This window comes from Arthrobacter sp. Leaf141, assembly GCF_001424565.1.
In the GTDB taxonomy this organism is placed as follows: domain Bacteria; phylum Actinomycetota; class Actinomycetes; order Actinomycetales; family Micrococcaceae; genus Arthrobacter.
On sequence record NZ_LMOL01000016.1, the window covers coordinates 234,807 to 255,748 of the forward strand.

The window sequence follows — 20,942 nt, forward strand, 5'->3', positions numbered from 1 at the left end:
CGGGGCGTATAGCTCAGGCGGTTAGAGCGCTTCGCTGATAACGAAGAGGTCCCAGGTTCAAGTCCTGGTACGCCCACGGAACCTGTGCAGGTTCAAGCGGAGGCTTGGTTGTGGTAACGCAATCAGGCCGGGATGGGGAGCATGTGAAGAAGTTGCTGGTTCTGGCAGCCGCAATCGCAGCCGCCCTTCTTTACCGCAAGGCACAGGTTTCCGAAGCCCGGAAAACAGTCTGGAGCCAGTCAACCGACACGGTCGACTAGCCCCGGAAACGGAACAGAAGCTGGTCAACAGTCTGCTGGTTCTGGGATATGATTATCGGGTTGCCACTTACGGGGGCATGGCGCAATTGGTAGCGCACCTGCTTTGCAAGCAGGGGGTTCGGGGTTCGAGTCCCCGTGCCTCCACCGTAAAAAAAGTCCCGGCCCGCAGAAATGCGGACCGGGACTTTTTGTTGTGCCGGGAAGGTTCCGATTCCTGCCGCCCCGGCACACTAGTGTGGTGCAGTGACTTTCCTTCTTGCCACCCTGGGCGTCCTCGGTGTTGCCTCCTCCGGGCCGCTGATGGCCGCCACAATGGGTGCCACCAGCGTCAGCGCCCTGGCCATTGCCTTTTGGCGCAACGCCATCGGTGCGGCCGTGATGGCCACCCCCACCCTGGTCCGCACACCGCGCCAGTTTGGTCGGATCACCGGGCGCGAATTCCGGTGGTCGCTGGTGGCCGCTGCTGCGCTGGCGCTGCACTTCGCGTGCTTCATCACGTCACTGCAGCTCACATCGGTGGCGGCCGCCACGGCGCTGGTCTGCCTGCAGTCCGCCTGGATTGCCGTCTTCCAGCTGTTCCGTGGAACCCGGCACCGCTGGCAGGTGCTGGCCGGCCTGGGCGTGGCCTTCGGCGGGGTGGTGGCAATTACCGGCTTCGACATGGGTTCCTCGCCTGGGGCGCTGCTGGGTGACGTGCTGGCGGTGGCAGGAGGGGCGCTGGCCGGCGTCTACACGCTGGCTGGTGGTCAAGCCCGGCAGAGCATGACCACGGGAACCTATACAACGCTGTGCTACGGGATGTGCGCGGCCTTGGTGGCGGGCATGATGCTGATTTCCGGGCAGCCTCTCGCAGGCTTCGAAGCAACTGGCTGGCTGGGAATCGTTGCCATCACCGTGTGCGCCCAGCTGGTGGGCCACACGGCCTTCAACCACCTGCTGGCCACGATGAGCCCGCTGCTGGTATCCATGATCATCCTGCTGGAAATCCCGGGAGCCGCCCTGCTGGCCGCGGTTTTCCTCAGCGAGCAGCTTCCCGCGGGAACGTATGCCGGGCTGGCCCTGATTATGGTGGGGCTTGCCATTGTGGTGCTGGGCCAGAAGTCCAGCCGGAACGCGGGCAAAACCGATCAGGAGCCGGGCCAGGCGCTGCCGGGGCTTGGCACGGACTGAACGGTGTTACTGCCCGCCGCGGCGGGCGGGCTGCGCGGTGTTGACCGTGTGGATGGCACGGAGGATCTTTGCGGGGAAGTAGACCGAGAAGAACACCACCATGGGGGCTTTCAGTGCCATCTTCTTGACGTTGTGGGCCTTGTAGGTCCGGTCAAAGCGGGTGACGTAGTAGCGGTAGTCCCGGGGTGAGTCCTCCAGGCGCCGTGCGGACATCCCGGAGACCATTTGCGGCCAGTACTGGACCTTGAGCCCGTGATCGGCGAGATGCAGGGACAGGTCGATGTCCTCATGCATCTCGTCCTTCTCGTCCCGGCAGGTCTCGCTGCGGATGGTTTCCCAGGCCGTCGCACGGAGCGCCATGTTGGATCCGAAGAGGAAATGGTACTGCTGCTTGGCCAGCTTCAGCATCAGCTGGCGCATTTTGTCGTCCGCCTTCAGGCCGAACCTGCGCATGGGCATGTCGTAATACACCACAGGCCCGGTGGCTGCCTGGACCGACGGATCATGAAAGGCCCGCTGGACCTCTTCCACCCAGTCGGGCTCCACCACCGAATCGGCGTCGATCCGGCCCAGAATGTCACCCGTGGCGTGGTTCAGGCCGAAGTTCCGGGTGGGGATCAGGCCCTGGTCAGTGTCCTGGCTCAGGAGAATCACAGGACTCTCCGGGTATTCAAGCTGCATCTGCTGCACAATCGCGGCTGTCCGGTCAGTGGAGAGATTGTCCACCACGATGATCTCGTGGGCCGGCACGGACTGGTAGACGGCAGCAATGAGGCACTGCCGGATGACGCTCTCCTCGTTGTAGGCCGGGATAACGATGGACACGCGGGGCAGCACGGCTGCGTCGTTCAAGGCATCCCCAGAGGATTGATCGGCTGACATCAGCTTCAATGTAGCACCGTTCCCGTCCACGCCTGCCGGGGGCACCGGGCGTGGACCACAAAGGGCCCCGTCCGTGGACGGGGCCCTTTGTGTCATCGGTGGGGACAGTTAGTTGGTGCCCTTGTCCGTGTGGCCGATGTTGGCGGCGATGTTCTTCGTGGCCGTCTTGGCGTCCGTGGCAACCTTGGCGGCTGCATCAGCGGCGTCACCGGCAACGTGCTTGGCCTTATCTGCGGCATCGTCGACGCCGTCCTTGACGTCCGCTGCAACGTCCGCTGCCTTGTCCTTGGCCGCGGCCACGGCGGAGGAAGCTGCGCCGGCTGCGTTCTCTGCAGCGTCAGCGGTGTTTTCCTTTACGTCGTTGACCGTGGTGGCGGGAACGGGGGCGGGCGTGGGCTTCACGGGTGAAGGCGTCTTCCATGGATCCTCCACCGGCTTGGAGGCCTTCCATGCGGCAACACCGGCAGCGACCGCTGCTGCCACAATGCCGAAGACCAGCCAACCGCGCTTCTTAGGCTTTGGCTGGGCCACTTGGATTCCTACAGCCTTCCCGGCCCCGGCCGCTGCGGCCTTCAGCTGGCTGCCTGCCGCATGGGCCTGGTCCTGGAACGAGTGGACGATCCCGGCGTCACCGAGGCGCTGGGCTACGGCATCAACGCGTGCCGGCGCACCTTCAAGGGTGCGGTGCACAGCCTCGGAGGCGTTGCCGATCTGGTCCGACAGGCGGGGCAGGTAGTCAACAACCACCCGGTCGCGGGCGTTCAGCACCACGGGGGCCGCCTTGTCGAGGGCCTCATGCAGGCGGGGCGAGGCATTGTCCACAACGTCGCTGATCCGGGGGGCAAGGTGCGCCAAGCCATCCTGGATCCGCGGCGTAACTGTTGCAACGCCGTCGGCCAGGTTGTGGGCAGCGGACTTCAGGCCCTCCTGGATCTTGGGAGACGCAGTGTCCAGGCTGTGCTGGAGGCGGGGTACCGCCCAATCCACAGCTGCTTCCACGCGGGGGGTGGCCCAATCCCGGGCATTCTCCACTGCGCTGGTGACTGACTGCTCGAGGTCACGGGCAATTCGGTCCGACTTCTTCACAACTACCTCCCGATTAATGTGACGGTTCTGTGGTTAGCCTACGTGCCCAGCTCTTCACCGGCTATTCACTCTGCGGATTTTAGGCATATTTCACCCAGCGCGGAACTGCCGGTGCTGCAGGCACTCCCCCAGGGTGGCATGGGAGAATGGGGGCCATGACTGCCATAGCAACTGCAAAAGCAACCATCCACACGAGCCTCGGCGACATCGTGGTTAACCTCTTCGGTAACCACGCGCCCAAGACAGTGAAGAACTTCGTGGGCCTCGCCACCGGCGAGCAGGACTGGACCCACCCGGAAACCGGTGAGGCCAAGTCCGGCACGCCGCTGTATGACGGAACCATCTTCCACCGCATCATCAAGGACTTCATGATCCAGGCCGGCGATCCGCTGGGCCGCGGTACCGGCGGACCGGGCTACCGCTTCGACGACGAAATCCACCCCGAACTCAGCTTCAACCAGCCCTACAAGCTGGCCATGGCGAACGCCGGCATCCAGATGGGCCAGGGAACCAACGGTTCGCAGTTCTTCATCACCACCATCCCCACCGACTGGCTGCAGGGCAAGCACAGCATCTTCGGCGAGGTGGCGGACGATGAGTCCCGCAAGGTAGTGGACGCGATCGAGGGCGTTCGCACCGGCATGGGTGACCGTCCGGTGGAGGATGTCACCATCAACAGCATCGACATCGAACAGCTGTAACACCGCACCATGAGTTACGGAATTCCTTCGGCTGAGCCGTCCGCCCAGGCTCCGGTGTGCCCACGGCACCCGGACAGGCCCTCCTACGTCAGCTGCCAACGCTGCGGGCGGCCTGCCTGCCCGGAGTGCCAGCGGGCGGCCGCCGTTGGATTCCAATGCGTTGACTGCGTCAACGAAGCAAAACGTTCGACGCCGGAAGTACGGTCTGTTTACGGCGGCGCCGTAGCAACGGGCAAACCTTTGGTGACGTTCGTGCTTATCGCCGCCTGCGCCCTCCTGTATGTCCTGCAGTGGTTGGTGCCCAACGATGCCATCTACCAGGCCCTCGGCTTCGCGAACATTTACGCGGAACCCCAATACGGCGAGTTTGAGCCGTGGCGGATGGTTACCTCCGCTTTCCTGCATTCGCAGGGTTTTGTCCTGCATATCGCCCTGAACATGTACATGCTCTGGATTTTTGGCCAGGCGCTCGAGCCGCTGCTGGGCCGCGTCCGTTTCCTTGCCCTTTACCTGCTCTCGGCCTTTGGCGGGTCCGTAGGCTACCTCCTGCTGACCTCCCTCTACAGTCCAGGCCAGCCGCTGTACGGGGTGGTGGGTGCCTCGGGTGCCATCTTCGGCCTGTTCGGCGCCATGCTGCTGGTCCAGCGCCAGCGCGGCGGGGACACGAGGCAGCTGTGGATCCTGATCGCCATCAATGGTGTCATCGGCTTCCTGGTGCCGCAGATCGCCTGGCAGGCCCACCTGGGCGGCCTGGTCACGGGTGCACTGGCAGCAGCCGTTATCGCCTACACCCCCCGCGGGCCCCGGCAAGGACTGATCCAGGCCGCAGGGCTGGTGGCTCTCCTGGTCCTGCTGTCGGTGGCCGCCTGGGTACGGGTGAGCCTCTAACAGCCCTCGGCTTCCAACGGAACCCCCGACGCCACCCGGCGTTGGGGGTTTTTGTTATCCACAGGGATTATCCACAGTGTTGGTAACTTACACACATGTAGTTCAAGCAGGCCATCGGCCTCTGGAGCGCCCTGCCGGGCTTTTGTTACCGAACGGTACAGCGGAATCCACAGCTGTGGATAACTCTTGGGGATACCAGTGTGTGTATGTGGAAAACCGGGCTGCAAATGCTCCAAATGTGGAAAAACCACGCAAAGATTGCCATGGCTGCGTGCGGTCGCAGGCCAGCCGGCCTGCTTTCAACAGGCTTTTGCACACTGTTAATAAGTGACATCGGTGTAGTTAAGCCATAAAAACAGGGCACGATCGCCCCCATTCCGGTGATTTTCGCGAATCGGGCCGTCCCTGTATCCACAGTTGTGGATAACTTGTGGGTATCCCAGTGTTGGTAAGTGGATAAGTACGCCGCAGGCTTGCAGGCGGATAGCCAGCCGGGAAGCGGGTCAATCGGTGCGCTTTTTAATGAAGGTGCTTCAAACGCGGCGCATCGGCTCCACGAGCCCCGGTGCCGTTGTGGGAATGCCCGGATTTATCCACAGGCAATCCACACTGTTAATAACCGTCACCTGGCCACGGAACGGGCCCACTGCCGCCATTGGGGGCCTGTGGGCCGGGCGCACCCGGCAGCATCGGACGTTATCCACACTGTGGATAACTTTCCCAACAGTTGGGGAAAAGCTGAAGGCCTATGCAGGGCCCAGCGCAGGCCAGATTCCCGATGAGCCGCGCCTGTGGCTGTCCATGAGGTGGGTATCCACCATGCCGATAGCCTCCATCAGGGCGAACATGGTGGTGGGTCCCACGAAGGAGAACCCTTTACCGCGCAGGGCCTTGGAAAGGGCCGCGGATTCAGGAGAGCTGGTGGGTATGTCTGAGTGACGGGCAGGGGTGGGCGTGCTGGCCGGTTGGAACTGCCAGACGAAGTCCACCAGTCCACCGTCACCCCGCAATGAGAGGGTAGCCTGCGCGTTCCTGATGGTCGCCTGGATTTTGAGGCGGTTGCGGACAATGCCCGGATCCTGCAGCAGGCGCTCCACGTCGTGGTCGGTGAACAAGGCGACGGCCTCTGGGTCGAAGCCGGCGAAGGCAGCCCGGAAGGCGGGCCGCTTCCGCAGTATCGTGGCCCAGGACAGGCCGGCCTGGAACCCCTCGAGGCAGATGCGTTCGTAGAGCCCCTGCTCATCCCTGACAGGCAGGCCCCACTCGTGGTCGTAATAGTCCTGCATCAGCGGGTTGGCGGCGGCCCAGGCAGGCCGGGACAACCCGTCCGGTCCGGTGACGACGCCGGCAGTGTCAGGTTCCACGGCTGGCGCTAGGAGCGCCACCGCGTGGTCATCAGGAAGCCGACGATGGCGATGCCAAAACCGGCCACAATGTTCCACGATCCCCAGGCCTGGACCGGGAACCGGCCCTCGCTGATGTAAAACGTGATGATCCAGAACAGGCCAATAAGCATCAGGCCGAACATTACGGGCTTGAACCAGACCGGATTCGGTTTGTACGCCTGGGACGACGCCTGCTGCGGGGCGCTGGCAGTTTTCTTGCGCGGTTTCGACTCGGGCACTGGGTCTCCTTGGCGGGCTGGGACAAGTTCGGCAACCTGGCCTTGATATCCTGCAAGAAGGAAATAGCCAGTGGTCTGCACGATCTTGGTCAAATCTGGATTCTTACTAGCAGCCAATTCTAGCTGTAGTTCCTGGGCCGCCTGCGTCCAGTGGAGCCGCCAAGGAGAACGAGTGGTATTGCAGCAGAGGGCCCGACGCGCGGCCGCTCCTCCTCCCCGCGGCAACGTCGTGCGCCGCGTGGTCGGCGTTGCCGGGGAGTTGCTCATTACGGCGGGCGTCATCCTGCTGCTTTTTGTCGCCTGGCAGCTCTGGTGGACCAATGTGGAATCAGACGCCGCGCAGTCCCGGGTGATCAAGGAATTCGCGCGGGACCTTGGGGGGTCAGCGGATCCCTCCGCAAACCCGGCGGCGGCGGCAGCACCGCCGTCGGCCGCTGAAGACTTTGGCGCCCCCGTGGTGGGCGTAGCTCCAGGCCACGCCGGAACCATCGGCATTATGTACATCCCCAGGTTCGGCGCGGATTACACCCGCCCCATCGTGCAGGGAACAACAGGGGATGTCCTGGACACCCTGGGGCTGGGACACTACGCCAACACGGCCATGCCGGGAGCGGTGGGCAATTTTGCCGTCGCCGGCCACCGGCAAACCCACGGCGCGGTCCTGGACAACATCCATACCCTGGTCCCGGGTGACAAAATCTATGTCCAGACCAAAGACGGTTTCTACGTCTACGTATTCCGCAACAACCAGATTGTGATGCCCTCGCGAACGGACGTCCTGGAGCCCGTTCCCACCCGGCCCGGCGTTGAACCCACCGAAAGCTACCTGACCATGACCAGCTGCAACCCGCGCTTCGGCGCCGAAGAGCGCATCATCGCGTACGCCCTGCTGGACGAGTGGCGTCCCGCCGCTGCAGGACCGCCCGCGGAAATATCCGGCCAGGTAGCGGCCGCCATGGGACAGGGGTAGGCGTGTACAGCTGGCTGTTCCACCACCTTCCGGGTCCGTTGTGGCTGCGGATCGCCATCTCGCTGGTGCTGATTGGCGTGGCACTGGTATTGATGGTTTTGTACCTTTTCCCGTGGATGTCCCAGTACACCCAGTTCACCGACTCAACGATTGGTTCCCAAAGCCAGCCATGACCACAGCCAAGATCCTCGTAGTGGATAACTACGACAGTTTCGTCTACACCCTGGTGGGCTACCTCCAGGAGCTCGGCGCCGAAACCACAGTGGTGCGCAACGACGACGTGACCCTAGCAGAGGCCATTGAACTGGCCAGCACCCGCGACGGTGTCCTGATCTCCCCCGGCCCCGGCAACCCGGCCGAGGCCGGCGTCTGCATCGAGCTGATCAAATGGTGCGGGCAGAACAGCAGCCCGATGTTTGGTGTTTGCCTTGGACACCAGGCACTGGCTGAGGCCTTCGGAGGGACCGTCACGCACGCCCCGGAACTTATGCACGGCAAGACGTCCCTGGTGGAGCACACGGGCACCAGCGTCTTCGCCGGGTTGCCGTCGCCGGTGACGGCTACCCGCTACCACTCGCTGGCAGCGGTCCGCGAAACCATTCCGGAGGTCCTGGAAATCACGGCCCAGACAGCGTCAGGGGTGGTAATGGGGCTCCAGCACCGGACAGCACCGCTGTGCGGCGTCCAGTTCCACCCCGAATCGGTCCTCACCGAGGGCGGCTACCAGATGCTGGGCAACTGGCTGGAATCGCTCGGCATGGCGGGTGCCGCGGCCAAAGCGGCTACGCTCAGCCCCCTCATCCAGCACTGACCCCGCGGTCCTGGCTCCTGTTACTTCTTTTTGGTCGCTGTCGGCGTTGGAGTCGGCGTGGGTGTGGGTGGCGGCGGCGGAGCTTTGGCCACCACGATGTTCACGGTGCTGCCCTGTTCCAGCGTGGCATTGACGGGCGCTGACTGGTCGGTCACCCGGCCGGCTTCGACCTCGGAATTTTCAACCTCCGCCACCACCGGAACCAGGCTCAGCGCCTTGAGGGCAGTCTCGGCTTCTTCGCGTGTCCGGCCGCGCAGCTCGGGAACCGCCACCTTCCCGGTGGAGACCACCAGCTCAACAGTGGATCCGACGCCCACCGACTGGCCGGGCGCGGGGCTGGAGGTGATGACAATGCCGGCCGGGACCGTTGCGCTGTTGGCCGTTGTAGTGGTGGGCGCACCCACCAGGCCCATCTGCCGCAGGATGTCACGCGCAGCCGCCTCAGTGGCGCCTGGCAGGCTGTCGGGGATCTTCACTGCGCTGGGTCCCTCGGAGATGTTCAGCAGGATTTCAGCGCCGGGATCCAGCTCCGTGCCGGTGGTGGGGTCGGTCCCCAGCGCGGTGCCCTTGGCCACCGAGTCGCTGGCCTGCCTGACAATTTTGGGCCGCAAATCGGCGTTGTAGAGCTCCTGCAGAGCCGCCGATTCAGTCATGGTGGAGACCGAAGGCACCTGCACCTTCGGTGCGGCGGGAGCGGGCCTGTTGACGGAGTTGTACAGCCATAGGCCGCCTCCCGCCAGTATCAGCAGCGTGAAGACCACCAGCGTGGCAATCCACGCACGACGGCGTGACTTCTGTCCTGCAGTCCGGTCGCGTTCGGGGGTGAGGCCCAGCGGCAGCGCATCGGCGGGCGGCGGATCAAATTTGCCGGCGTCGCTGTTGCCCCAGGACTCAGTGGCTGCATCGCGGGTCGATGCGAACGAGCTGGCGGCCATGATCCCGGTTGGCGCATCGTCAGCCCGTCCTGTCCCCGCAAGGGCGAAAGCCTCGGTGGGAGGCGCCGCGGGGGCGGGAACATGGTCGTTGGGGTCGGTGGGGGCTTCCGAGGCGGCAACGGCAGGCACGGGAATGCCGGACCGGGCTGCCCGGAGCGCCCGGCGGAAAGCCGCTGCGTCCTGGAAACGGTCGTCCCTGTTTTTCTGCAGCGCCTTGGCCAGGACCGTATCCAGGGCAGGCGTCACGTCCGGATTGATGCTGCTGGCCGGTTCCGGTATTTCACGGACGTGCTGGTAGGCCACGGACACCGGGCTGTCACCGATGAAGGGCGGCCGGGAGGTCAGCATTTCGTACAGCAGGCAGGCCGCGGAGTACAGGTCGCTGCGGGCATCCACGGACTCTCCCCGTGCCTGCTCAGGAGAGAGGTACTGGGCGGTACCCACTACCGCCTGCGTCTGCGTCATGGTGGCCGAGGAATCGGCAATGGCACGGGCGATGCCGAAGTCCATGACCTTCACCGTGTTGGGCCCGGCGCAGTACATCACGTTGGCCGGCTTGATGTCCCGGTGGACGATCCCTGCTTTGTGGCTGTATTCGAGGGCACCCAGGACACCGAGGCAGTATTCGATGGCCTGGGGAATCGTGACGTCCTTGGCCCGGATGAGGTCGCGGAGGGTCTGTCCGTCCACGAACTCCATCACGATGTAGGGCACCTTGACGGTCTCTTCCGATCCGTCATGGACCAGGTGTTCGCCGGTGTCATAAATCGCCACGATGGACGGGTGGTTGAGGGCCGCTACGGCTTGGGCCTCGCGCTTGAACCGGGCCTGGAACTGCGGGTCCCGGGCAAGGTCGGGCCGGAGCAGCTTGATGGCAACGGTCCGTCCCAGCCGGGTGTCGAGGCCCCTGTGGACATCGGCCATGCCCCCGCGGCCGATCAGTTCACCCAGTTCGTAGCGTTCGCTCAGGACGCGCCGGATATCCACCGGGAGGTTGTCCTCCCGGTGCATCGGGGTGCGCGATGGGTCCGTCACTGGTTGTTCCGTTGCTTACGGTTTACAGGTTGCCTGCGCTCCCGGCAGCTGGCCGGTGGCGCAATCGGTGACGGTCGGAGCGGACGGAGCGGTCGTGGGAGCCTCCTTGGTGGGTGCTGCCGTAGTGGGTGCCGGCGGCTCGGTGGTCTGCGGGGCGACTGCGTAGGTGACAGTGATTGTTGAGCCCGGGGGGACGGGACCCGACGGATTCACATCCAGGACGGTGCCAGGTTCAGCGTCATCGGTGACTTGGGTGACGCCGTTGACTCCGAGCCCGAGGTTGACCAGGTCGGTGCGCACCTGCTGGTACGACCTGCCCAAGTAGGCCGCCGGAATGATGTCCACGGTCTCCGGCGCTTCGCTGGTGGTCGGCGGCGGGGTGGTGACCGGCTCAGTGGTGGGCGGCGCTGATGAGGGCGGCGCGGACCGGGTGGGGCTGGCGCTGGTGGCCTGCGGGCTGCTGGACGTGGGTCCGGCAGTGGTGTCGTCGGACGGGGAAAACAGTCCCTGCTGGTTGAGGAAGACCCCCACGAGCACAAACAGCCCCAGCAGGATCAGTGCCACCAACGGCCAGGTCCAAGGGCTGCGGCCCTTGCGTTTGGGCTGGTCGGCGGGCTCGTCGTCGTACGCTGGCTCGTCCTGGCTCCAGCTCCGTTCCGCGGCCAGCGCGTTGGCCCGGGCCAGCGTTCCCTGGGGCGCGTCGGCGTCCTGGGCGGCGGCGGCCCCTGCACCGGCTGCCGCACCCGCTGCTGCCGCACCCACGGCGGGCAATGCCGAGGTGTGCGTTGGAGCGTCCCGCTGGGTGCCCACCACGCTGGTGGGCGCAGTGGCCGTGTCCACCGGCGCGGTGACGGGGCCCGTGCCGGAATCGAAAAGGAGCATGCCCGGCACTGCCGCGCGGGCGGCGCTGATGTCCCCGTTGCGGATGGCCTCGGCGGCTTCCGACAGCTTGATGGCGTTGGCGGGACGGTTCTTGGGGTCCTTGGCCAGCATGGACATCAGGAGGGCGCGTACGGGAGTGGGCAGGGTTTCGGGCAGCGGCGGCGGCGCATCGTTGACCTGGGCCAGCGCGATGGCAATCTGCGATTCCCCGGAGAACGGGCGGTGGCCGGTGAGGCATTCGTAGCCGATGACGCCCAGCGAATAGATGTCGGAGGAACCGGTGGCGGTCTGGCCGGTGGCCTGCTCCGGAGCCAGGTATTGGGCCGTTCCCATGACTTGCCCGGTTTGGGTCAGCGGCACCTGGTCGGCGAGCCTGGCGATGCCGAAGTCAGTGACCTTAACCCGGCCGTCAGGGGTGATCAGGAGGTTTCCGGGCTTGATGTCCCGGTGCACCAGGCCCTGGGCGTGGGCCACGGACAGGGCCCGGGCAGTCTGGGCAATCATGGACAGGGTACGGTCCGGGGACAGCACCTGTTCGTGCTCGATGATGCTGCTCAGCGGCTGGCCGGGCACCAGTTCCATCACCAGGTAGGCGGAGCCCTCCTCCTCGCCGTAGTCGAAGACGTTGGCGATGCCCACGTGGTTGAGCAGGGCGGTGTGGCGGGCCTCAGCGCGGAAGCGCTGGAGGAAGCCCGGATCCCCGGTGTATTCCTCTTTCAGCACCTTGATGGCGACGATGCGGCCAAGGACCAGGTCCTTGGCTTTCCAGACCTCCCCCATCCCGCCGATCGCAATCCGCGTGGTCAGCTGGAATCTGCCGCCGAGGGTGATTCCGGTTGTAGGCCTCACTTATTCAACACCGCCTCAAAAATCTTCTTCGCGTTCGGACTGGTTAGCTGTGCGCCGGTAACAACGTCTACGTCTTCCATCACGATGGTGACGGCCACCTGAGGGTTGCCTGCTGGAGCAAAACCCGTAAACCAGGAATTGTTGGTGCCGCCGGCGTTCCCGAGCTCTGCGGTGCCGGTCTTGCCGGCGACTTCCACACCCGGTACAGCGGCGCCACGGGCAATGCCCTGGCTTACCGCGCTTTCCATCCACTCGGTAATCTGGTTGGCAATCTCGGGAGTTGTGGAGGTCCGCAACTGTTCAGGCTGTGGTTCGTCGATGACCCGCAGGTCAGGTGAGCGCAGGGTTTTGATCAGGCTGGGAGCCATCTGGACGCCGTCGTTGGCGATCGCTGCCGTCATCATGTTGATCTGCAGGGGAGTTGCCCGGACATCCTTCTGCCCCACTGAGGACTGCGCCAGCCCCGGACCGTCAAGGTCGTCGGGGAAGCTGTTGTCCGTGGCGTGGGCCAGCTTCAGCTGGTCGCCCACGTCCTCGCCGATGCCGAATTTTTTTGCCTGCTCGGCGATCGCGTCCCGGCCCAGGTCCAGGGCGATGCTGGCGAAGGGTGTATTGCAGGATTGCTGCAGGGCGAAGGCGAAACTGGCCTCGGTGCGGGTATAGCAGTTTCCGCCGGCGTAGTTGGGCAGGCTGTAATCGATGCCGTCGAAGGGCAGCTGCGCCGGGTTGGGCAACACACTGTCCTTGTTGTACTTCCCCGAGGCGAGGGCCGCTGCGGTGTCCACCAGCTTAAAGACGGATCCCGGGGCCAGGAGCTCGCCTGTGGGTCCGCTGACATTCTGGTTCAGGTTGATCCCGGGAACCTTGATCAGCTGATCCATCGCTGCCTGCTCAGCCGTGCGGTCCTGCGTGGCCACGGTGTTGGGGTCGTACGAAGGCTTGGACACCATGGCCAGGATGGCCCCGGTCTTCGGGTCGGTGACCACAATCGAGCCGCGCTGGCCGTCCGGTATCAGGCTGTAAGCCAGTTTCTGCAGTTCCGGGTCGATGGTCAGTTCCACGGAGGCACCCTTGGGCTGGCTGCCCAGGAACAACTGGCCGATCCGGTCCAGGAACAGCTGGTCCGAATTCCCGGCCAGGACCTCGCCCATGGACTGTTCCAGGCCGGTGGCGCCATAGCTTTGCGAGAAGTACCCGGTGAGGCCCGCGTACAGATCCCCCTGGGGATAGGTGCGCTGGAAGGCACACACTTCGGAGGTGCCTTCCACGGACTCCGCAACGGGATCGCCGCCCACAATGATGGCACCGCGGTCGTTGCAGAAGTTCTGCAGGACGGCCCGTTGGTTCAGCGGGTTGGCCTTGAGGTCGTCGGCGCCCACCACCTGCACAAAGCTGATGGCGCCGAAAATGAGGGCGAACATGGCAACTGCTGCCACCCAGGAGTTACGGATTGCCTGGTTCATGCCTGTTTCACCGCCTGGGTGGGAGTATCGATGCCGGTGGATTCCGCTGCGCCGGCGGGAGGCAGCGGTGTGGTGTCCACCGGGCCGCGGGCGGTGTGCGAGATCAATAGGAGCAGGCCCACAATGATCCAGTTGGCCAGCAGCGATGAACCGCCGGCCGCGAGGAACGGTGTGGTCAGGCCCGTGAGCGGGATCAGCCGGGTGACCCCGCCGATGACCACAAAGCACTGCAGGGCGACGGCGAAGGACAAGCCGCATGCCAGCAGCTTCCCGAAGGCGTCGCGGGTGCCAAGTGCTGCCCGGAAGCCGCGGGTGAAGAGCAGCAGATACAGCAGGACAACGGCGAACAGGCCGATGAGACCGAGTTCCTCGCCGATGGACGCGATGATCATGTCGCTGTTGGCGAAGGGGACCAGGTCTGGCCGCCCCTGGCCCAGGCCGGTACCCACCAGGCCGCCGTTGGCCATCCCGAACAGTCCTTCGATCACCTGCCGGCTTCCGTCCCGGTATACGTCCGGGCTGAAGGCATTGAGCCACCCATAGATGCGCTGTTCCACGTGGGAGAAGACCTGGGCGGCAACAAAGCCGCCGCCCAGGATCAGCGCCAGGCCGATCACCACCCAGCTGATCCGGCTGGTGGCCACGTAGATCATCACGATGAACAGTCCGAAGAAGAGCACCGACGAGCCGAGGTCGCGCTGGAAGATCAGCACGCCGATGCTGACCAGCCACGCCGTGATCATGGGGCCCATGTCCTTGAACCGCGGAAACTGCAGGGGACCGACTTTGCGGCCGGCCAGCAGGATCAGGTCGCGGTTTGAGGAAAGATACCCGGCAAAGAATATTGCAAGCGTGATCTTGGCTACTTCGCCGGGCTGGAACGTCATGGGCCCGATCTGGATCCACACCCTGGCGCCGAGGATTTCACCGGCGCTGATCCCGGGGATCAGCGGCAGCAGGAGGAGCAAGGCGCTGGCAGCCAGTGAAATGAACGTGAACCGGCGGAGTACGCGGTGATCGCGGAGGAACCAGATCACGGCAATGGCCACGGCCATGGCGATCAGGGTCCACCGCAGCTGGTTGTTGCCGGTGTCCTGGTCTGGAGCGTCCAGGCGGTGGATGATGGCCAGACCGAGACCGTTGAGGGCCACCACGATCGGAAGTATTACTGGATCGGCATATTTAGCGCGGAGCCGGAGGACCACATGGAAAACCAGGGCCGCCACGGCCAGGAGGCTCGACTGGAACCAGAAGTCGGAGTCGAACGCCTTCTCCTGATCCACACCCACCAGCATGTTGGCACCGATCCCCACGGCAAGGGCCAGGACCAGCAAGGCCAGTTCGACGTTCCGGCGGGGTTTTGGCATGGTGCTCAGCTGGCTCATCGTGCGGCCTCGCAGGTAACGGTGGGACTTGGCGTGGGTGTGGGGCTGCCCGGCGCCGGCGTGGCTGGAGCCGTCGCCGTTCCTGTGGGGGCGGGGGTGGGCGACGCGGTCTGGGTGGGGGCGGCCGAAGCCGTCACGCAGTCCTCCTCGGGTGAGGGGGAGCCGGTCAGTTCAAGGTTTTTTACGATCCGCTGCGCGTCGTAGAGGTCGTTGGCGGGCACTGTCTGGCGGACGCGCTGCTGGGAGAACTGCGGCAGGGAGTCCATCCGGATGTCAGTGACGGCCTCCAGCGTGGACAGCTGGATGGGGCCCAGGCGCTGCGAAACGCCATTGTAGATAGCCACGCGCGAGTCGAATTCGCCCACGTAGTAGCGGGTCTGGGTCCAGGCGTAGCCCAGCCACAGGCCGGCGGTGAGGAACACCAGTACGGCTGCAGCGATGGACCAGGTGATCCACCGGCGGGTCTTCAGCGGGACCGGGACGTCATCGGCGTCGCTGCCTTGCCCCTCTGCCTTGTGGGTCAGCAGGGTTGCCGCCCGGCGGGCGACAGTACGGCCCGCGATGGTGGGGATTGAACCTGATTCGGCGGCCAGCGCCGCAGAGCCCACCAATTCGTGGGGGCGGGACGAGAGTTCCTCGCGCAGCACCTCCGCCGACAGGTGTTCGCCCAGGTGGGGGTCGGTGGCACCGGAATCCGGCGGGTGCCCGGCAGCAGTGCCGGCAGCGTCGGGTGTTGCCGGTTCGGTCTCTGGACCGGCCGCGGCCGGACTGGACGCCGGTTCCTTGGCGGCAGGGGCGGACCCGGCCGGCTGCTGCTGGATCACTTCCACGGCGGCCGTGTGGACGTCGTCGGGCGTTTCCTCCACGATGTCCACCACCACCACGGTGACGTTGTCCGGGGAACCTGCCTCCAGGGTGAGGTCCACCAGGATCCCGGCGCACTCGTGGAGGTCCTTCGTCTCGCGGACAGTCCTCTCCACGGCATGCCCGGCAACATAGTTCAGGCCATCGGAGCACAGCAGCCAGCGGTCGCCCGGCAGGACATCCAGGGTGTCCAGGTCAAGTTCGGGACTGGCATCCACATCGCCCAGCACACGCATCAGAACGTTTTTATGCGGGTGGGTTTCGGCTTCTTCGGGCCGCAGCCTGCCTTCGTCAATGAGCCGCTGGACGAAGGTGTGGTCAACGCTGACCTGCTCGAATGTCCCGGCCCGCAGGCGGTACGCGCGGGAGTCCCCGATATGGGCGAAGTGCAGCCGGCCGCCGGCCAGCAGGAGGGCCGTGACGGTGGTGCCCATTCCCGCGAGTTTGGGATTGATGTGCACCAGTTCGGAAAGCAGTGAATTGGCGGTCTGGATTTCATCGGCCAGGATGGTGCCGGCGTCATCGTTGTAGTCTGCGCGGTCCAGGTGGATCATGTCCAGGACAGTGGCGGCGGAGGCGACGTCGCCGCCGGCGTGCCCGCCCATGCCGTCCGCCACCACGGCCAGATGCCGGCCGGCGTAAGCGGAATCGTCATTCTTGGAGCGGATCCGGCCCACGTCGGACTGCGCCGCGAAGCGCATGATGAGGGGCCGCTGCGCGGGCAGGTGCCCGGTGGCGGGGTTTTCGGGAGCAGCCACGGCTACGGCCTCAATTCGATGACCGTCTTGCCGATTCTCACGGGAACGCCTGGTTCAACGGGCAGCGCCCGGGTGAGTTGCTGGTCTGCCAGGTAGGTTCCGTTGGTGGAACCCAGGTCCTCGATGAACCAGCGGCTGCCCTGCGGGAACAGGCGCGCGTGGCGGCCGGAAGCGTAATCGTCCTCAAGCACCAGGGTGGCTTCCTGGGCGCGGCCCAGCAGGATGGGGCTCGCAGCCAGCGGAATGGTAGTGCCCTTCAATGGCCCTTCGACCACCACCAACTGGTGGGCCTGCAGCTTGACGGGCTGCGGGGGAGCCTCGGCAAGTTCGGGGTTGCGGCGGACCTCGCGGGCGGTGGGGGCGCCGGAAGCGGCTTTCCGTCCCACCATAAGGTCCCGGCGCATGGCCGAGACAATGCTGAAGATCAGGACCCACAGCAGCAGCAGGAAGCCGAACCGCAGCACTGTGATGGTGAGATCGCTCATGTCATTCATGCGGAACCACCGGGTCCGGCGGGAAGCAGGCGGAAGATGATCTTTGTCCGTCCCATCGTGATGGTGGAGCCGTCTGTGAGTTCGGTGCTGCCGGCCACGCGCTGCCCGTTGACGTAGCTGCCGTTGGTGGAACCCATGTCCACGGCGCTGGTCACGCCGTTGGTGGTGCGGATCTCCAGGTGCCGGCGTGAAACGCCGGTGTCCTCCACCAGGATGTCTGCCTCGGAGGACCTGCCCAGCACGATGGACGGCGCGTTCAATGAGTACCTTTGCCCGTCAATGTCCAGCACGGGCTGCAGGCGCACGGGCTGGCGGCTGGGGGCGGCCGGCACGTTGGGGCGTGCCGGTGCGGCGGCCGCGGCCCCGTTCTGCTTTTCCGTGGCCGAAGCAATTTCGAAGTCCCCGGCGCGGAGTTCCGCGTCCCGGCGGAAGGAGATCCGGACCGGGCCCTGCAGGGTGTAACCCTGGCTGCGGACGTGGTTGATCACCACGTCACAGAGTTCTTCGGCCAGCGGGGTACCCCATTCCTGGGCCCGGGCAAAGTCCTCGTTGCTCAACTCAACGTCGAAAACGTTGGGAGCCAGCGTCCGGCCGGCCGAAACCGTCAGCGCCTTGTTGTCGAGTTCGCGGCGGAGCCTGCTGGCGATCTCCACGGGCTCAACCTGTGCTTTGGAGCCGGTGGAGAAGACGCCCCGGACGGCTTTTTCGATGCCGCGTTCCACTTTATCCAGCAGACCCATAGGTCCTTCTCCTTTCCCCCCGGCTGCGGGGCAATAGTCCTTGGCAGGAACGCCGCGTGACGGTCCGTCACCAGGCGTTGTGACTGCGCGCGGCAGTCACGTCCAGAACCGATACTACTGGGCAGGGCTGGGAATGACCTTAATCCGCAACGGCCGGGCGGGCGTAAAAGTTCAGCCACCGGACGCTGCCGTGGGGCTCCTGGGGGGCTGTGGAAAGGCTATTTCGGCCCGTGTTCCGGGGGTTTTGGCGCGGCTGATGGAGGGGCCGCCAGGCTCAATTGGTATTTTCCGGCATATGTCCGTTATGCTTGATCTCGCTGCTTTCGCAGGTCCGCATAACCGGGAAACCGGGAGCGGAAATGGGAAAGAAGTTGCGCGCGAGTGGCGGAACGGCAGACGCGCTGGCTTCAGGTGCCAGTGTCCGAAAGGGCGTGGGGGTTCAAATCCCCCCTCGCGCACGCAAATGGATGGGCCCCGGTCTTAGGATCGGGGCCCATCCTGTTTTAACTGTTGGCGGCTGCCTGCTCCGCACGCCACGCTACGGACGCGCGGACGCCTGGAACCGGCGTCGTGAGTTGGCAAGGTGGCTGCGCATGGCAGCTGCGGCCGCGGATCCGTCGCCGTCAGCGATGGCATCGGCAATGGACCGGTGTTCGTGCACCACCTGGTCGAAGTGGTCCCGGGCATAATGTTCGACGCCGGTCATAAGCCGGGTGCGGGGCATGGCGATCATCGTCTGCCCCAAGGCGGCCAGGCAGTCGGAGTAGTACGGGTTGCCGGATGCGGCGGCCACTGCCCGGTGGAATTCGAAGTCCGCCTTCATGGCGTGCGCGGGGTGGCCCGTGCTGGCCGTAAATTCTTCCAGGGCGGCCGTGACGGCACGCAACTGGCGGTCGGTGCGGTTGCGGGCGGCCAGGGCCGCTGCCTCCGATTCCACGCCGAGCCGGAAGTCCAGCAGGTGGAGGCGGTCCTCCGTACTGGCCACGGGCCGCGTCCCCGGCGCTGCCGGGGACGCCTCTGAGGGCGGGGTGAGGGCAAAGCTGCCCCTGCCCCGTTCAGTTTCCACCAGTCCCTCGGCCTGCAGCCGGGTCAGGGCCGCGCGAACCACCGTACGGCTGACGCCGAAATCGCTGATCAGCGTGTTCTCGCTGGGCAGTTTCCCGCCCGGCTGGATGATGCCGTCCACAATCCGGGTGCGGAGGTCGGCGGTGAGGTCCGCGGTGAGGTTTCGGCTCATGGGATCAAGGTTACGCGCCGAACTCCACGGAGTCGGTGGTCCAGGCGCGTGCCTGGCCGCTCAGGGTGACGCCCAGTCCCGGCCGGTCCGGGACGATCATGCGGCCGTTCTTGGTTTCCAGGCGTTCCTCGAAGAGCGGGTCGAGCCAGTCGAAGTGCTCCACCCACGGTTCCCGCGGGTAGGCCGCCGCCAGGTGCAGGTGGATTTCCATGGCGAAGTGGGGTGCCAGGCCAAGGCCGCGTTCGTCGGCCAGGGCCGCGAGGCGGAGGAATTGGGTGATGCCGCCCACCCGTGGGGCGTCCGGCTGGATGATGTCGCAGCTGTTGGCGTTGATGAGGCCCTTGTGTTCGGCCACGGAGGCCAGCATTTCGCCGGTGGCGATGGGTGTGTCCAGGACGTGGGCCAGGTGCGCGTGTCCCTCGAAGTCGTAGGCGTCCAGGGGCTCCTCGATCCAGATGAGGTTGTACTGCTCCAGCTGCCGGCCCATCCGCAGTGCCGTGGCACGGTCCCACTGCTGGTTGGCATCCACCATCAGCGGCACGTCCCAGCCGATGTGCTCCCGGACGCCCGCCACTCGGCGCAGGTCTTCCGAGGAGTCCGGCAGGCCAACCTTGATCTTGATGCCGCCGATGCCTTCCGCCAGGAGTTGGGTGGCACGGGCCTTGACCTCGTCCAGGCTTGCGTTCAGGAATCCGCCCGAAGTGTTGTAGGTCTGGACGGAATCGCGGTAGGCACCCAGGAGCTTGGCCAGCGGCAGCCCGGCCCGCTTTGCTTTCAGGTCATACAGGGCGATGTCGATGGCCGCGAGGGCCTGGGTGGCCACCCCGGAGCGGCCAACGGAGGCGCCGGCCCAGAGGAGCTTGGTGTAGATCCGGCCGATGTCGTTGGGGTCTTCCCCGATGATGCCTTCCGCCACTTCCTTGGCGTGCGCGTACTGCGCCGGGCCGCCTGCCCGTTTGGAGTAACTGAAACCCAGTCCGGCGTGGCCCTGTTCCGTGGTGATCTCGGCAAACAGGAACACCACCTCGGTCATGGGCTTCTGCCGCCCGGTGAAGACCTTTGCGTCGCTGATGGGGACGCTGAGCGGCAGCGTGGCGGTGGACAGCTTGACGTGGCGGATGAGATCGACGGGACTCATGGGTTCTCCTAGGTGGCGGGGCATCTTTGCCTACACTTAGGATACAAGTTTAAAACTTGTACTACAAGACTTACCTGTTCCGGAGGGCGTCGAAGCCTGTGATCAGGGCTTCCAGGCCCAAGCTGAAGGCCACGTCGGCCGGCCGCGGGTGCTGCTCGGCTGCCAGCCGGTCGACGGCGGACGTAAAGTTGGGAGTCTGCGCGGCGAGGGTGCCGGCGTCGAAAATGTCCGCCGGGGCCGTGACATCGTACGCGGCGCCGAAGACAAACGCCTCCAGGGCGACAATGGCGGAGATGGTTTTCTCCGCGGGGAACCCCGCAGCCCCGAAGCCGGCCGTTACCGCCTCATACATGGCGAGTGTTTTGGGCGCATTGGCGACGGGCAGCACCGCGATAATGGGGATCAGGGGTGTGTGCTGGGCAAACACCTCGCGGTAGGACCAGGCCCACCGGCGCACGGCGGCATCCCACGGACCGGCGCCGAAACCCGACACGTCCACCATCTCCACCAGGTGGTCCTCAACAAGGAGCAGCACATCATCCTTGGAGGACACATGGTTGTAGAGGGCAGACGGCGCCACGTCCAGCGACCGGGCCAGCGCGGCCATGGTCAATCCGTCGTAGCCCTTCCTGCTGATCAGCGCCAGGGCTGCGACGGTGATGCCCGCCTTGTCCAGTACGGCTGCCGACGGCCTCCCGGCGCGCCTTCTGGCTGCCGGGTCCTTCCCCGCGGATCGTCCCTGTGTGGCTGATACTGCCGGCATTGCTGCC

Annotated in this window: 21 protein-coding genes and 3 tRNA genes; 10 read left to right on the forward strand and 14 right to left on the reverse strand. The window is 65.2% G+C overall.

All coding sequences use genetic code 11. The features are described 5' to 3' along the window. Nucleotides 1-2 precede the first annotated feature (2 nt). The 4 genes from ASF72_RS12815 to ASF72_RS12825 all read left to right on the forward strand — a co-directional run bounded on the left by ASF72_RS12815 (nt 3) and on the right by ASF72_RS12825 (nt 1,430). A tRNA-Ile gene (locus ASF72_RS12815) sits at nt 3-76 on the forward strand. 67 nt (nt 77-143) lie between these two features. Then, nucleotides 144-260, forward strand: a complete 117-nt coding sequence (locus ASF72_RS21045) for a DLW-39 family protein (RefSeq protein ID WP_231686012.1) — start codon at nt 144-146, stop codon at nt 258-260. Between the two features lie 71 nt (nt 261-331). Beyond that, nucleotides 332-404: transfer RNA gene (locus tag ASF72_RS12820), tRNA-Ala, on the forward strand. Nucleotides 405-503: 99 nt separating this feature from the next. Next, nucleotides 504-1,430 carry a DMT family transporter gene (locus tag ASF72_RS12825; RefSeq protein ID WP_056599407.1) on the forward strand — a complete coding sequence of 309 codons (927 nt, stop codon included), beginning with the start codon at nt 504-506 and terminating at the stop codon, nt 1,428-1,430. A gap of 6 nt (nt 1,431-1,436) precedes the next feature. Here ASF72_RS12825 and ASF72_RS12830 read toward each other — a convergent pair whose 3' ends face one another. Then, nucleotides 1,437-2,312, reverse strand: coding sequence for a glycosyltransferase (locus ASF72_RS12830; RefSeq protein WP_056599411.1), 876 nt, complete (start codon nt 2,310-2,312; stop codon nt 1,437-1,439). A gap of 108 nt (nt 2,313-2,420) precedes the next feature. Beyond that, nucleotides 2,421-3,398 carry a hypothetical protein gene (locus ASF72_RS12835; RefSeq protein WP_056599414.1) on the reverse strand — a complete coding sequence of 326 codons (978 nt, stop codon included), beginning with the start codon at nt 3,396-3,398 and terminating at the stop codon, nt 2,421-2,423. Between the two features lie 155 nt (nt 3,399-3,553). Between ASF72_RS12835 and ASF72_RS12840 the strand changes: the two genes are divergently transcribed. Together ASF72_RS12840 and ASF72_RS12845 are read left to right on the forward strand one after the other, a co-directional pair. Then, the gene (locus ASF72_RS12840; RefSeq protein ID WP_050684562.1) at nt 3,554-4,099 is read left to right on the forward strand and encodes a peptidylprolyl isomerase; all 546 of its coding nucleotides are present in this window, start codon (nt 3,554-3,556) and stop codon (nt 4,097-4,099) included. Nucleotides 4,100-4,108: 9 nt separating this feature from the next. Beyond that, nucleotides 4,109-4,987 (forward strand): rhomboid family intramembrane serine protease, encoded by an 879-nt coding sequence (locus tag ASF72_RS12845; protein ID WP_056599418.1) that lies wholly within the window; start codon nt 4,109-4,111, stop codon nt 4,985-4,987. 746 nt (nt 4,988-5,733) lie between these two features. Here ASF72_RS12845 and ASF72_RS12850 read toward each other — a convergent pair. Both ASF72_RS12850 and ASF72_RS12855 read right to left on the reverse strand, forming a co-directional pair. Beyond that, a complete protein-coding gene (locus ASF72_RS12850) occupies nt 5,734-6,351 on the reverse strand; it encodes a DNA-3-methyladenine glycosylase I (RefSeq protein WP_050684572.1) in 618 nt (205 codons plus the stop codon). A gap of 8 nt (nt 6,352-6,359) precedes the next feature. Then, nucleotides 6,360-6,611 carry a cell division protein CrgA gene (locus ASF72_RS12855; RefSeq protein WP_050684564.1) on the reverse strand — a complete coding sequence of 84 codons (252 nt, stop codon included), beginning with the start codon at nt 6,609-6,611 and terminating at the stop codon, nt 6,360-6,362. Nucleotides 6,612-6,783: 172 nt separating this feature from the next. Between ASF72_RS12855 and ASF72_RS12860 the strand changes: the two genes are divergently transcribed. The 3 genes from ASF72_RS12860 to ASF72_RS12865 are packed head-to-tail and all read left to right on the forward strand — an operon-like array spanning nt 6,784 to nt 8,392. Next, on the forward strand, nt 6,784-7,581 hold the full coding sequence (locus ASF72_RS12860; protein WP_056599421.1) for a class E sortase: 798 nt from the start codon (nt 6,784-6,786) through the stop codon (nt 7,579-7,581). 2 nt (nt 7,582-7,583) lie between these two features. Then, nucleotides 7,584-7,754 carry a hypothetical protein gene (locus ASF72_RS20705; RefSeq protein WP_164468850.1) on the forward strand — a complete coding sequence of 57 codons (171 nt, stop codon included), beginning with the start codon at nt 7,584-7,586 and terminating at the stop codon, nt 7,752-7,754. Beyond that, nucleotides 7,751-8,392: an aminodeoxychorismate/anthranilate synthase component II gene (locus ASF72_RS12865; protein ID WP_050684566.1), complete on the forward strand. Its 642-nt coding sequence runs from the start codon at nt 7,751-7,753 to the stop codon at nt 8,390-8,392. The genes ASF72_RS20705 and ASF72_RS12865 overlap by 4 nt, the downstream gene beginning before the upstream one ends. A gap of 20 nt (nt 8,393-8,412) precedes the next feature. Here the strand turns inward: ASF72_RS12865 and pknB are convergent, their stop codons facing one another. Genes pknB through ASF72_RS12900 form a run of 7 tightly spaced genes read right to left on the reverse strand, consistent with a single transcriptional unit; the run spans nt 8,413 to nt 17,797 of the window. Further along, nucleotides 8,413-10,338 (reverse strand): Stk1 family PASTA domain-containing Ser/Thr kinase, encoded by a 1,926-nt coding sequence (gene pknB, locus ASF72_RS12870; RefSeq protein WP_056599424.1) that lies wholly within the window; start codon nt 10,336-10,338, stop codon nt 8,413-8,415. Nucleotides 10,339-10,377: 39 nt separating this feature from the next. After that, entirely contained in the window at nt 10,378-12,093 is a 1,716-nt protein-coding gene (locus ASF72_RS12875; RefSeq protein ID WP_050684568.1) for a protein kinase domain-containing protein, read from the reverse strand. Continuing rightward, nucleotides 12,090-13,556, reverse strand: coding sequence for a peptidoglycan D,D-transpeptidase FtsI family protein (locus ASF72_RS12880; protein WP_056599427.1), 1,467 nt, complete (start codon nt 13,554-13,556; stop codon nt 12,090-12,092). The genes ASF72_RS12875 and ASF72_RS12880 overlap by 4 nt, the downstream gene beginning before the upstream one ends. Beyond that, a complete protein-coding gene (locus tag ASF72_RS12885) occupies nt 13,553-14,941 on the reverse strand; it encodes an FtsW/RodA/SpoVE family cell cycle protein (RefSeq protein ID WP_056599430.1) in 1,389 nt (462 codons plus the stop codon). Before ASF72_RS12885 ends, ASF72_RS12880 begins: the two co-directional genes overlap by 4 nt. Next, complete coding sequence (locus ASF72_RS12890) at nt 14,938-16,563, reverse strand: PP2C family protein-serine/threonine phosphatase (RefSeq protein ID WP_056599432.1); 1,626 nt, start codon at nt 16,561-16,563, stop codon at nt 14,938-14,940. Before ASF72_RS12890 ends, ASF72_RS12885 begins: the two co-directional genes overlap by 4 nt. A gap of 2 nt (nt 16,564-16,565) precedes the next feature. Next, nucleotides 16,566-17,048 carry an FHA domain-containing protein FhaB/FipA gene (locus ASF72_RS12895; RefSeq protein WP_050684627.1) on the reverse strand — a complete coding sequence of 161 codons (483 nt, stop codon included), beginning with the start codon at nt 17,046-17,048 and terminating at the stop codon, nt 16,566-16,568. Between the two features lie 5 nt (nt 17,049-17,053). After that, nucleotides 17,054-17,797 carry an FhaA domain-containing protein gene (locus ASF72_RS12900; RefSeq protein ID WP_050684600.1) on the reverse strand — a complete coding sequence of 248 codons (744 nt, stop codon included), beginning with the start codon at nt 17,795-17,797 and terminating at the stop codon, nt 17,054-17,056. A gap of 375 nt (nt 17,798-18,172) precedes the next feature. On the opposite strand from ASF72_RS12900, the gene ASF72_RS12905 reads away from it, so the two are divergent. Further along, nucleotides 18,173-18,255, forward strand: a tRNA-Leu gene (locus tag ASF72_RS12905). Between the two features lie 80 nt (nt 18,256-18,335). Here ASF72_RS12905 and ASF72_RS12910 read toward each other — a convergent pair. From ASF72_RS12910 to ASF72_RS12920, 3 genes are all read right to left on the reverse strand, one after another. After that, complete coding sequence (locus ASF72_RS12910; RefSeq protein WP_050684601.1) at nt 18,336-19,034, reverse strand: FadR/GntR family transcriptional regulator; 699 nt, start codon at nt 19,032-19,034, stop codon at nt 18,336-18,338. Nucleotides 19,035-19,044: 10 nt separating this feature from the next. Beyond that, nucleotides 19,045-20,172, reverse strand: a complete 1,128-nt coding sequence (locus tag ASF72_RS12915) for an L-talarate/galactarate dehydratase (protein WP_050684602.1) — start codon at nt 20,170-20,172, stop codon at nt 19,045-19,047. 70 nt (nt 20,173-20,242) lie between these two features. Continuing rightward, a complete protein-coding gene (locus tag ASF72_RS12920) occupies nt 20,243-20,935 on the reverse strand; it encodes a TetR/AcrR family transcriptional regulator (protein ID WP_157370978.1) in 693 nt (230 codons plus the stop codon). Between the last annotated feature and the right edge of the window lie 7 nt (nt 20,936-20,942).